We start from the raw sequence: 12,499 nt of genomic DNA on the forward strand, positions 1-12,499 counted from the left end.
CATGAAACCGTTGCCCGAAATCCGGCTGGCGCCGAGTCGGCCCGCCCTCGACGCGCGTCCGCTCGAAAAACGCGTCGGCTTGATCGCTCTAGCCACCGACCACACCAGCGAGGTCGACTTCCGCCGCATGGTGGCGAGCGAGCGGATCGGCATCTATGTCGCGCGTATCCCCTATGCCAATCCGACGACACCGGAAAACCTGCGCAAGATGCAGCCGCAGCTTTCGGCGGGCGCTGCGCTCATTCTGCCGGACGAGCCGCTCGACGCCGTCTGCTACTCCTGCACGTCGGCCTCGGTGGTGATCGGCGATGCGGAGATCGAAGCCGCGATCCAGGCAGCCAAGCCCGGCGTCGCCGTGGTCACGCCGCCCATGGCGGGCGTGCGCGGCCTGAACGCTTTCGGGGTGAAGCGGATCAGCATTCTCACCCCTTATACCGTCGAGACCAGCCGGCCGATGGCCGCCTATTTCGCCGCGCACGGCTTCGACATCGAGAGCTTCAGCTGCCTCGGCTTCGAGGACGATCGTGAGATGGCGCGGATCCCGCCGGCTTCCCTCGTCGAATTGGCGCGCCAGGCGATGGACCCGCAGGCGGAGGGACTGTTCGTGTCCTGCACGGCGCTGCGGGCGGCGCTAGCGGTTCCCGGCATGGAAGAGGCAATCGGCCGCCCGGTGGTGACCAGCAACCAGGCCAGCGCCTGGAACTGCTTGCGGCTGTGTGGCGATGAGACGCCGCGCCCGGAATTCGGGCGGCTGATGACGATGGCTTTGGGACGGTAAGACTATGTCCCGCTCGATGACACGCGCCGTCGCCCTTCGCGACATCCGCACAGCCCGTGAGCGTATCGCCAGCAAGATCGAGAGGACGCCGACCGTCTTGTCCGAGACTCTATCGGAGCGGCTTGGCTTCCCCGTCCATCTCAAGCTCGAACATCGCCAGACCACCGGCAGCTTCAAACTGCGCGGCGCTTCGAATGCCATTGCCTCGCTGGGCGCTGAGGAAAAGGCCCGCGGCGTGGTCGCCGCCTCGACGGGCAACCATGGCCGCGCGCTCGCATATGCAGCGAAACTCGAAGGCATGCGCGCGGTGATCTGCATGTCGAGGCTGGTGCCCGAAAACAAACTCGACGCCATCCGCCGCCTTGGCGCGGACATCCGCATCGTCGGCGACAGCCAGGACGACGCCCAGCAGGAGGTCGAGCGGCTGGTGGCGGAGGAGGGGCTCATCATGCTGCCGCCTTTCGACCATCCGGCCATCGTCGCCGGCCAGGGCACGCTCGGACTGGAGATGATCGAGCAGGTTCCCGACGCCGCGCTGGTGCTGGTGCAGCTGTCCGGCGGCGGGTTGGCCTCGGGTGTCGCGGCGGCCGTCAAAGGCATCAGCCCAGGAACAAAAATCGTCGGCGTGTCGATGGCGCGCGGTGCTGCGATGAAGGCCAGCCTCGATGCTGGCCGACCGATGCTGGTCGAGGAGTTGCCGACGCTGGCCGATTCGCTCGGCGGCGGCATCGGCCTCGACAACCAGCTGACCTTCGCCATGTGCAGCGACCTGCTCGACGATGTCGTCCTGCTCTCCGAGGAGGAGATCGCCGCCGGCATCCGCCACGCCTATGAGCAGGAGCGCGAGATCGTCGAGGGCGCCGGCGGGGTCGGCATAGCGGCGCTGCTTGCAGGCAAGGTCCGGGCGAATGGACCGGTGGTGGTTCTGCTATCCGGTCGCAACATCGACATGGGACTGCACCGCAAGATCGTTTGTGGAGAGACCCCCTCATTCGCGGAGCGCGCAGCATGAGCAGCATGACCATCCTCACCGAAGCGGAACTGCGTGAAATCGTGACGCTCGATCTCGATGCCGTCGCCTGCGTCGAAAACGCTTTTCGCGCGCTGGCGACCTTGCCGGTGGCGATGCCGCCGATCCTGCGGCTCGACATTCCCGAGCATCGCGGCGAGGTCGACGTGAAGTCCGCCTATGTGCCCGGTATAGACGGCTTCGCCGTCAAGATAAGCTCCGGTTTTTTCGACAATCCGAAGCTCGGCCTGCCCAGCGGCGGCGGCATGATGGTTCTGCTCTCGGCAAAGACCGGACTGGTCGAGGCGCTGCTGCTCGACAATGGCTATCTGACCGATGTCCGCACCGCCGCCGCTGGCGCGGTCGCGGCGAAGCATCTGTCGCGGGAAGATTCCGCCGTCGCCGCGATCTTCGGCGCCGGTGTTCAAGCCGGACTGCAGCTCGAAGCGCTACGCCTGGTGCGGCCGATCGAGGAAGCCCGCATCTGGGCGCGCGACCCAGCCAAGGCCGGGGCGGCGGCCGCCCGCCTGCGCGAGAAACTGGGCATCATCGTGCGCGCCGAGCCTGACGCGGCAAAGGCGGCTGCCGGCGCCGATATAATCGTCACCACGACCCCCTCGACCGAGCCGCTGATCAAGGCCGGCTTCGTCTCGGCCGGCCAGCATATCACCGCCATGGGCTCGGATGCCGAGCACAAGAACGAGATCGCGCCGGCGATCCTGCGCATGGCAGATCTCTATGTCGCCGACAGCGCGAGGCAGACGCGGCGGCTCGGCGAACTTCACCATGCCATCGCGACGGGCGTGATGCCGGCGGACGCCGAGGTGACCGAGCTCGGCCAGATCATCGCCGGCACAAAACACGGCCGGCGCTCGGCCAGCGACATCACCATTGCCGATCTCACCGGCACCGGCGTCCAGGACACGGCAATCGCCACGCTCGCCCGCGACCGCGCGCTGGCCGCGAGAACCGGAACCGCTTTCGACAGCTGATGCCGGCCAAAGCGTGATCCGGAAAAGTGGGACCCGGTTTTTCTGAAAAGATCACGCGCAAAGAGAAACAGACGACGAGCCGGATTCAACAAAGTTGAAACCGGCTCAGGCCCAACAAACGAGGACCCAAGAACTATGCAGCCAAACCTGAAATTTTCGCGAAGCGAATTTGCCGATCGCCTCGCCAAGACCCGCAAAGCCATGGAGGCCAAGGGTGTCGATCTGCTGATCGTCAGCGATCCCTCCAACATGGCCTGGCTGACCGGCTATGACGGATGGTCCTTCTATGTGCACCAGACGGTCATCGTGCCGCCCTCGGGCGAGCCGGTCTGGTACGGCCGCGGCCAGGACGCCAACGGAGCCAAACGCACCGCCTATCTCGCGCATGACAACATCGTCGGCTATGCCGATCATTATGTGCAGTCGACCGAGCGTCATCCGATGGACTTTTTGTCCAGCGTGCTCACCGATCGCGGCTGGGGCAAGCTCACCATCGGCGTCGAGATGGACAATTACTGGTTCTCGGCCGCTGCCTTCGCCTCGCTGCAGAAGCACCTGCCCAATGTCCGCTTCGTCGACGCCACCGCGCTGGTCAACTGGCAGCGCGCGGTCAAGAGCCCGACCGAGGTCGACTACATGCGCAAGGCCGCCCGCATCGTCGAAGCGATGCACCAGCGCATCGTCGACAAGATAGAGGTCGGCATGCGCAAGAACGATCTGGTCGCCGAGATCTACGACGCCGGCACACGCGGTGTTGCCGGCATCGGCGGCGACTATCCGGCGATCGTGCCGCTGCTGCCGTCGGGCGCCGATGCCTCGGCGCCGCATCTCACCTGGGACGACAAGCCGATGAAGTCGGGCGAGGGCACCTTCTTCGAGATCGCCGGCTGCTACAACCGCTACCATTGCCCGCTGTCGCGCACCGTCTTCCTTGGCAAGCCGACGCAGGAATTCTTGGACGCCGAGAAGGCGACGCTGGAAGGCATGGAGGCCGGCCTTGCCGCGGCGAAACCCGGCAACGCCTGCGAGGACATCGCCAACGCCTTCTTCGCGGTCCTGAAGAAATACGGCATTGTCAAGGATAACCGCACCGGCTATTCGATCGGTCTTTCCTATCCGCCGGACTGGGGCGAGCGCACGATGAGCCTGCGCCCTGGCGACCGCACCGAGCTGAAGCCCGGCATGACCTTCCATTTCATGACCGGCCTGTGGCTGGAGACGATGGGGCTGGAAATCACCGAGTCGATCCTGATCACCGAGACGGGTGTGGAATGCCTGGCCAATGTGCCGCGCAAGCTGGTGGTGAAGGATTGAAATCGATGTCAGCTCTGCGTCCATCGCCGATCACGCCGACCGTCGATTTCGAGCGCGACGGCGTCCAGCATGGCTTCCTGCGCCTGCCCTACAGCCGCGACGATTCCGCCTGGGGTTCGGTGACGATCCCGATCTGCGTCATCCGCAACGGCAAGGGGCCGGCGGCGCTGCTCACCGGCGGCAATCATGGCGACGAGTATGAGGGGCCGCTGGCGCTCTACGAACTCGCCCGCACGCTCGACCCGAAGGACGTTTCCGGCACGGTGATCATCGTGCCGGCGATGAACTATCCGGCGTTCCGCGCCGGCACCCGCACCTCGCCGATCGACAAGGGCAACATGAACCGCTCTTTCCCCGGCAGGCCCGACGGCACAGTGACGGAGAAGATTGCCGACTATTTCCAGCGTGAGCTGCTTCCCCGCGCGGATATCGTGTTCGACTTCCATTCCGGCGGCAAGACGCTGGATTTCGTACCGTTCTGCGCCGCGCACACGCTGCCGGATAAGGCGCAGGAGAAAAAAGCCTTTGCCGCGGTCGAGGCTTTTTCAGCGCCGTTCTCGATGCGCATGACCGAGATCGATGCGGTCGGCATGTACGACACGGCGGCCGAGGCGATGGGCAAGATCTTTGTCACCACTGAACTCGGCGGCGGCGGGACATCACGGGCTGAGACGGTGCGCATTGCCCGGCGCGGCATCCTCAACGTGCTCCGCCACGCCGGCATTGTTTCCGGTGCGGTCGAGAAGGGCAGAACTCAATGGCTGGATATGCCGTCGGGCGATTGTTTTGCCTTCGCCGAGGGTGACGGCATGATCGAGACCATGATTGATCTTGGCGAGAAGGTAGAGGAAGGCCAGGTCGTGGCGCGCGTCCATTCGACCGGCCGTACCGGCGCCGCACCGCAGGAGATCAGGGCCGGGATGTCGGGCCTTTTGGCCGCGCGTCATTTCCCGGGCCTGGTCAAGGCCGGCGATTGTGCTGCTGTGCTTGCCGTGCTGGTGCCCTGACGATAGCGCAACCGCATCGTTGCGGCGACTTCACTCCGCAGCCTGCATTCCGCGCGCGTCGATGATCGCTCTAATCTCGGAGCGACAGGAGCCGCAATTGGTGCCGGCGCGCAGCGTCGAGCCGATCGCCTCAAGGCTGTCGCATCCCGCGGCGACCGCCGAAGCGAGCTGGTTGACGCCGACATGGAAGCAGGCGCACACGACGCGCCCGATGGCCGGCATGGGCACGGGTGACCGGCCGGACAGAAGCGCGTTGCGATCGGTCGTCGACAGCGGCTGGCGCGTGGCTAGCAGCGACACCAGCCAGTCCCGTGCCGGCAATTGGTCCGGAGCAGCGACCAGTAAGGCTTCGGCCATGGCGCCGGCATCGTCAATGGCGGCGGCGCGATAGGCGAGCCCGCGGCGGTCGGTGTATTCCAGGAGCTGATCCCGCCGCTGGACGCCGAGCAGCTTGCGCGCCAGCAGAATGCCCTGGTCCGGCGGCTCGGTTCCGGTCAGGTCGTAAACCCAGCCGCCCTCGACAGCATGCCGGCTCCAATGGACGAAACCGGTTGGCCTGAGATCGCGCCGTGTGATCAGCACGCCCGCCCAGCCAGTCTCTTCGCGCACGATCCTCACCGGAACATGCTTGAGTTCCGGCTGGCCGGAATGCGGATCGGTGACAGGCGAGGACAAGAGGCCGGCTGCTGCCCTGGCCGCGAACTGACCGCTCCAATGCATGGGCAGGAAGGCTTGGCCGCGCCGCTGTGCGTCGGCCACACGCACCCTGGCGCGAACGAAGCCGACGCGCGTCGAAAGACGGGCGAGGTCGCCATCCTTGAGCTGATGCGCGGCCGCGTCCGCCGGATTGAGGTCGACCGCGGGCTCCGGCGCGTTCGCCATCAAACGCGGCACGTTCCCGGTGCGCGTCATGGTGTGCCACTGGTCACGCAGCCGGCCGGTGTTCAAGGCAAGCGGATAGTCGGCATCGACCGTGAAGGCCGTCGCCTCCTGCCGCACCGGCACGAAACGTGCGCGGCCGTCTTGTGTCGCGAAACGACCGTCGGAGAAAAGTCTCGTCTGCTGCACGTATCGCTCGGACGCGGGCCAATGGCGCGGCGCGAAGGCGGAATAATCTTCATCGCTGAGATCAGCCACGCCACCGAGGTCGAACAGGCGCTTGCCGTCGTTCTCGAAAGCGGAAAGCGCGGCATGCTCGCGGAAGATGTCGGCCGGCGTCCGGTAGGCGAAGGCGTCACCGAAACCCATGCGCGTCGCCACCTCACAGATGATGCGCCAGTCGGCCATCGCTTCGCCCGGCGGCGGCAGGAACGGCCGCTGGCGCGAGAGGCGCCGCTCCGAATTGGTGACGGTGCCGTCCTTCTCGCCCCAGGTGGCGGCCGGCAGCAGCACGTCGGCATAGCGCGTGGTGTCGGTGCCGGTCACATCCGAGACGGCGACGAAATCGCATTTGGACAGAGCGGCGCGCACGCGCGAAGCGTCCGGCATGCTGACGGCAGGATTGGTGCCCATGATCCACAGCGCCTTGATGCGCCCGTCGGCGACCGCCTGGAACATGTCCACGGCCTTCAGGCCGCCGCGCCGGGCGATGTTGGGCGCCTTCCAGAAGCGGGAGACCCGGTCGACGTTGGCCTCGTCAGCGAAGTCCATGTGCGCGGCGAGCTGGTTGGCGAGACCTCCCACCTCGCGGCCGCCCATGGCGTTCGGCTGCCCCGTGACCGAGAACGGCCCCGTGCCGGGCTTGCCGACGCGGCCGGTGGCGAGATGGCAGTTGATGATGGCGTTGACCTTGTCGGTTCCATGCGCCGACTGGTTGACGCCCTGGCTGTAGACGGTGACCGTTCGCTCGGTCTCGGCGAAGAGATCGTAGAAGGCCTGGACGTCGGCTGCCGCCAGTCCGCAGCCTTTTGCGACGCGTGCGACCGACGGCGCATCGGCGCCGGCGAGCGAAGCAGCCGCATCGAAGTCCGACGTGGAATCGCGGATGAAATCGGCATCGATCTTTCCGGCCTGGACGAGATGCGCGAGCAGCCCGTTGAACAACAGCACGTCCGTGCCCGGATCGAGCGCCAGATGCAGGTCGCACTCGTCGGCCGTTGCGGTGCGGCGAGGGTCGATGACGACGATCCTGGTTCCGCGCTCCGTGCGCGCCGCGAGCATGCGCTGGTAGAGCACGGGATGGCACCATGCGGTGTTGGAGCCGGTGAGCACGATGAGATCGGCGCACTCGAAATCCTCGTAGACGCCAGGAACGATGTCCTCGCCGAAAGCGCGGCGGTGGCCGGCGACGGACGAAGCCATGCAGAGCCGCGAATTGGTGTCGATATTGGCCGAGCCGATGAAGCCCTTCATCAGCTTGTTGGCGACGTAATAGTCCTCGGTGAGCAACTGGCCGGAGACATAGAAGGCGACAGAGTCCGGGCCGTGCTCGGCTACCGCCTGCGAGATTTTCGCGGCCACAAGGTCCAGCGCTTCGTCCCAGCCCGCCGGCTTGCCGCGGATTTCCGGCCGCAGCAAACGTCCATCGAGGCCGAGCGTCTCGCCGAGAGCGGCACCTTTCGAGCAGAGCCGGCCGAAATTGGCCGGGTGCTCGGGATCGCCGCGGACGGTCTTCTTGCCGTCCGCGGCGATCTCGGCCAGCACGCCGCAGCCCACCCCGCAATAGGGGCAGGTGGTCCTCACCTCGCGTGCCTCTTCCATGCCTCAGGCCGCTTTCGAGGCCAGCGCTTCGAGCGCGATGAACAGCCGGCCGCCCTCGACCTTGACCGGTATCGCCCTGACCGAGCCTTCGTCCGCGCCGAGTGCCTTGCCGGTTTCCAGCGAGATCACCCAGTTGTGCAGCGGACAAGTCACCGCCGCGCCATGGACGATGCCTTGGCTGAGCGGTCCGCCCTTGTGCGGGCAGTGGTCGTCGATGGCGAAGACCTGGTCCTCCGCGGTGCGGAAGACAGCTATCTTGCCTTGCGGTGTGTCGACGCAGCGCGCACCGCGGCGAGGGACGTCGGAAAGGGAGCCGATCAGTGTCCAGGTCATTTGAAGAGGCCTTTTTGCTGTGGGCTCCGAGCTAGAATTCGCAAACCTCTCCATCATTCCGCCGCCTCGGCGAAACCCACCGACGCCATCGGCCTGAACTCGTGCTTGTCCTTGCCGGAGACGCGCTCCGACCAGGGATCGACCTGCGCGAATTTTTGGGAAAAGACGAAGCGGTCGAAGAGGCCTCTGCGGCGCTCGACGTCATCCAGGATCTGCTTCTTGATCTCGGCGGTGCCGATGCGCTTGGCCCATTTGTAGATGCGCTCCAGGTAGCGGGCTTGCTCGCGATACATCTGGACGAGGGCGACGATCACCTCCAGCGCCTCGTCCTCGGTCTTCACGAGACCCAGCACTTCGGTGCCCTTGATGTCGAGGCCAGCAGCGCCGGCGAAGTGGATCTCGTAGCCAGAGTCGACACAGACCACGCCGACATCCTTGCAGGTCGCCTCAGCGCAGTTGCGCGGGCATCCCGACACCGCCATCTTCACCTTGGCCGGCGTCCAGGAGCCCCACATGAACTTCTCGATCCGGATGCCGAGCCCGGTCGAATCCTGCGTGCCGAAACGGCACCAGTCGGAGCCGACGCAGGTCTTCACCGTGCGCAGGCCCTTGGCATAGGCATGGCCGGAGACGAAGCCGGCCTTGCCGAGATCGGCCCACACCGCCGGCAGGTCTTCCTTGCGGATACCCAGCATGTCGATGCGCTGGCCGCCGGTCACCTTCACCATCGGGATATCGAACTTGTCGACCACGTCGGCGATGGCGCGCAACTCGCCGGCGCTGGTCACCCCGCCCCACATGCGCGGCACCACCGAATAGGTGCCGTCCTTCTGGATGTTGGCGTGCACGCGCTCGTTGATGAAGCGTGACTGATAGTCGTCGGCATATTGGTCCGGCCAGTCGCAGACGAGATAGTAGTTGAGCGCCGGCCGGCACTTGGCGCAGCCGCAGGAGGTCTTCCATTCGAGCTCCTGCATGACGGCGGGGATCGTCTTCAGGCCTTTCGCCTTGATCAGGCGCCGCACATCGTCGTGGCCAAGGCTGGTGCAGCCGCACATCGGCTGCACCGCCGCCGGATTGTAAGCCTCGCCCAGCGTGAGCTTCAGCAGCTGCTCGACGAGACCCGTGCACGAGCCGCACGAGGCCGAGGCCTTGGTGTGGGCGCGCACGTCGTCGAGCCCGGTCAGGCCCTTGGCCGTGATCGCGCCGGTGATCTTGCCCTTGCAGACGCCGTTGCAGCCGCAGATTTCCGCATCATCCGCCAGTGCCGCAACGGCCGCCAAAGGGTCCGAGGAAGCGCCTCCCTGGAACGCCTGGCCGAAGATCAGCGTGTCGCGCATCTCCGATATGTCGGTCGCCTTCTTCTTGAGGTCGTTGAACCAGGCGCCGTCGGCGGTCTCGCCGAACAGCACAGTGCCGATGATGCGGTTGTCCTGCAGCACGACGCGCTTGTAGATGCCGGCCGACGCGTCGCGCAGGATGATCTCCTCGCGATCGTCGCCGTCTGCGAAGTCGCCCAGCGAGTAAAGGTCGATGCCGGTGACCTTGAGCTTGGTCGGCGTGTCGGAATGGACAAAGCGCCTGTCCTCACTGTCCGTCAGCCTGGCTGCCGCCACCCGCGCCATTTCGTAGAGAGGTGCAACCAGCCCGTAGACGTGGCCGCCGACCTCCGCGCATTCGCCGAGCGCCATGATGGCCGGATCGGAGGTCCGCATGCGGTCGTCGACGACGATGCCGCGATTGACCTCCAGCCCTGCGTCCTTGGCCAGGGCGACGTTCGGGCGGATGCCGACCGCCATCACGACCAGCGTCGCGGGGATGATCGTGCCGTCCATGAGCTCGATGCCCTCGACCTTGCCGTTGCCGACAATTGCCTTGGTGTTGGCCTTGGTCATGACCTTGATGCCGCGCGCCTCGACGGCTTTCTGCAGCAGGTAGCCAGCGGCCGGGTCGAGCTGGCGCTCCATCAGCGTCGGCATGACATGCAGCACGGTGACATCCATGCCGCGTTCCTTCAAGCCCGCCGCGGCTTCCAACCCGAGCAGGCCACCGCCGATGACGACCGCCTTGGCGCGCGACTGCGCCGCAAGCAGCATGGCGTTGACGTCGTCGAGGTCGCGATAGGTGATCACGCCTGGCAGGTCTTTGCCGGGCACCGGAATGATGAAGGGAACAGAGCCAGTGGCAATGACGAGCCTGTCGTAGCTCTCGGTCACGCTATGGTCCGAAGTTACGGTCTTCGCTTCACGGTCGATGGCGACGATCCTGTGGCCCTTGTAGAGGGTGATGCCGTGCTTGATGTACCAGCCGTCGCCATGGATGACGATCTCCTCGAAGGCCTTCTCGCCCGACAGCACCGGCGAAAGCATGATGCGGTCGTAGTTCACGCGCGGCTCGGCGTTGAAGATGGTGACGGCGTAGCGGTCGGGCGCGGCCTCCAGCAGGTGCTCGAGCATCCTGCCCGGCGCCATGCCGTTGCCGATGATGACGAGTTTTTCGCTCATGTCGGTCTGCTCCGATCTATTCGGCGGCGTAGGAAAGGGACGCAGGCTTGACGGCGGCCGCGCGCTCCATCCGGCGGATGGTGACGTGCATCCAGATGAGGCAGGAGACGACGATGAGGAAGAGCAGCATGAAGCAGCTCGACCAGACGCCGGTGAGATCGTTCAGCGCGCCGAAGGCGATCGGCAGGACGAAGCCGCCGAGGCCGCCGATCATGCCGACGACGCCGCCGACCGCGCCGACGCTCTGCGGATAGTAGACGGGGATGTGCTTGTAGACGGCGGCCTTGCCGAGGCTCATGAAGAAGCCGAGCACGACAGTGACAGCGATGAAGGCGAGCGGGCCGATCTCGAAATGGAAGGGGATCGGCCCGCTGATGCCGCGCACGACGTAGTCTGCCGAGGGGAGAGACAGAACGAGAGTCGCGACGGCACAAACGCTGAAGGTCGAGTAGAGCACGGTGCGGGCGCCGATGCGGTCGGAAAGCACGCCGCCATAGGCGCGGAAGATGCTGGCGGGGATCGAATAGGCGGCACCGATCATGCCGGCGGTGGCGATGCCGAAGCTGTAGACGCCGATGAGGTAGCGCGGCAGCCAGAGCGACAACGCCACGAACGCGCCGAAGGAGAAGAAGTAGTAGAAGGCGAAGCGCCATACCTGCAGGTTCTTCAGCGGCGCGAATTCCTGCCAGAAGTTTCTCGCGGGCGCGGCCTTGCCGGCGCGGCGTTCGCGGATAACCGGATCGTCGCCGGTCGTGAACCAGAAGACGACGGCCATGACGACCAGCGCCGCCGCCCAGATCAGCGCCACCGACTGCCAGCCCCAGGACAGGAGCACGAAGGGCGCGGCAAATTTCGTCACCGCGGCACCGACATTGCCGACGCCGAAAATGCCGAGCGCGGTGCCTTGTTTTCCGGCCGGGAAGAAACGCGAGACATAGGCGACGCCGACGGCGAAGGAGCCGCCGGCAAGCCCGACACCGAGGGCCGCGATCAGCATCTGCTGATAGGTATTCGCGAAAGCGAGCAGGAAGGTCGCGACCGCCGCGGCGAGCATGGTCATGGTGTAGACCAGGCGGCCGCCATAGCGGTCGGTCCAGACGCCAAGCACCATGCGCACGAGCGAGCCGGTGAGGATCGGCGTTCCGACGAGCAGGCCGAACTCGGTCTCGTTCAGGCCGAGTTCTTGCTTGATGCGCACGCCGATGATGGAAAAGATCGTCCACACCGCAAAGCACACGGTGAAGGCGATGGTGGACATAAGGAGCGCCTGCCGGGAGCTACTGTCCTGGCTGGGCGCGGCTGGGAGGTTTGCGGTCATGGTCGGCTCCGGTTTGCAGCGTGTGGGAGGCGCCGCGTGTTGTGTCGATCAGAGGCGAGGTATCAGCGGGGCGAGCCCGGGACTTGCGCACTCACTTGCGGGCTTTTGCCTTCGGTTTGGTGATTGGCGGGAAACAGCAGGAGCGCGGCTGTGAAGAGCGCCGCCGTCAGCGCGCTGCTCACCAGGAAATCGCGACGGGTGAAATCCTTGAGCGAGAATCCGATCCGTTTGGTCATCGTTGTCTCCGGTCCAAAACGAAAAAGCTGCCGTCCAGGCCTCTCGCGTCCATGGGATCGCGTGGTGACCTGAGCGGCAGCTTTGCCTGTAGCGCCCGCCATTGGACGCCTGTTCCATTGCCCGCGAGGGGCTCGATTATTTCAAAGCACGAAGCGTGCCAGTTTTACGCGGAAGCGGAATTTCAAGGAAAATCAACGCAGTGGGAGCTTTGACCTTCGACCGGGCCGATCGGGAGCGCGGTTAAACATTGATCAACGGCATAGACACGCAGCATAAATTTTGTGCAATGCACAAGAATGGCGCGCAA

The 12,499-nt window shown here is 65.5% G+C and carries 10 protein-coding genes; 5 read left to right on the plus strand and 5 right to left on the minus strand.

Annotation, left to right across the window (positions count from 1 at the left end; genetic code table 11):
* Window position 1 precedes the first annotated feature (1 nt).
* The 5 genes from eutA to doeB all read left to right on the plus strand — a co-directional run bounded on the left by eutA (window position 2) and on the right by doeB (window position 5,100).
* Entirely contained in the window at window positions 2–778 is a 777-nt protein-coding gene (eutA, locus tag FJ974_RS12145) for an ectoine utilization protein EutA (protein WP_140535285.1), read from the plus strand.
* Window positions 779–782: 4 nt separating this feature from the next.
* The gene (gene eutB / locus FJ974_RS12150; RefSeq protein ID WP_226891581.1) at window positions 783–1,790 is read left to right on the plus strand and encodes a hydroxyectoine utilization dehydratase EutB; all 1,008 of its coding nucleotides are present in this window, start codon (window positions 783–785) and stop codon (window positions 1,788–1,790) included.
* Window positions 1,787–2,779, plus strand: a complete 993-nt coding sequence (locus FJ974_RS12155) for a cyclodeaminase (RefSeq protein ID WP_140535052.1) — start codon at window positions 1,787–1,789, stop codon at window positions 2,777–2,779. The genes eutB and FJ974_RS12155 overlap by 4 nt, the downstream gene beginning before the upstream one ends.
* 135 nt (window positions 2,780–2,914) lie before the next feature.
* Window positions 2,915–4,093, plus strand: coding sequence for an ectoine hydrolase DoeA (gene doeA / locus FJ974_RS12160; RefSeq protein WP_140535055.1), 1,179 nt, complete (start codon window positions 2,915–2,917; stop codon window positions 4,091–4,093).
* 5 nt (window positions 4,094–4,098) lie between these two features.
* Window positions 4,099–5,100, plus strand: coding sequence for a N(2)-acetyl-L-2,4-diaminobutanoate deacetylase DoeB (gene doeB / locus FJ974_RS12165; protein ID WP_140535058.1), 1,002 nt, complete (start codon window positions 4,099–4,101; stop codon window positions 5,098–5,100).
* A gap of 30 nt (window positions 5,101–5,130) precedes the next feature.
* Here the strand turns inward: doeB and FJ974_RS12170 are convergent, their stop codons facing one another.
* The 5 genes from FJ974_RS12170 to FJ974_RS12190 form a co-directional block, all read right to left on the minus strand.
* Window positions 5,131–7,800: a nitrate reductase gene (locus FJ974_RS12170; protein WP_140535060.1), complete on the minus strand. Its 2,670-nt coding sequence runs from the start codon at window positions 7,798–7,800 to the stop codon at window positions 5,131–5,133.
* A 3-nt stretch (window positions 7,801–7,803) separates the two neighbouring features.
* On the minus strand, window positions 7,804–8,133 hold the full coding sequence (nirD, locus tag FJ974_RS12175; RefSeq protein ID WP_140535063.1) for a nitrite reductase small subunit NirD: 330 nt from the start codon (window positions 8,131–8,133) through the stop codon (window positions 7,804–7,806).
* Window positions 8,134–8,186: 53 nt separating this feature from the next.
* Window positions 8,187–10,637 (minus strand): nitrite reductase large subunit NirB, encoded by a 2,451-nt coding sequence (gene nirB / locus FJ974_RS12180; RefSeq protein ID WP_140535065.1) that lies wholly within the window; start codon window positions 10,635–10,637, stop codon window positions 8,187–8,189.
* A 16-nt stretch (window positions 10,638–10,653) separates the two neighbouring features.
* A complete protein-coding gene (locus tag FJ974_RS12185) occupies window positions 10,654–11,955 on the minus strand; it encodes an MFS transporter (RefSeq protein ID WP_140535068.1) in 1,302 nt (433 codons plus the stop codon).
* Between the two features lie 62 nt (window positions 11,956–12,017).
* Window positions 12,018–12,191, minus strand: coding sequence for a twin-arginine translocation signal domain-containing protein (locus tag FJ974_RS12190; RefSeq protein ID WP_140535071.1), 174 nt, complete (start codon window positions 12,189–12,191; stop codon window positions 12,018–12,020).
* Window positions 12,192–12,499 lie beyond the last annotated feature (308 nt).

This window comes from Mesorhizobium sp. B1-1-8 (genome assembly GCF_006442795.2).
Classification (GTDB): domain Bacteria; phylum Pseudomonadota; class Alphaproteobacteria; order Rhizobiales; family Rhizobiaceae; genus Mesorhizobium.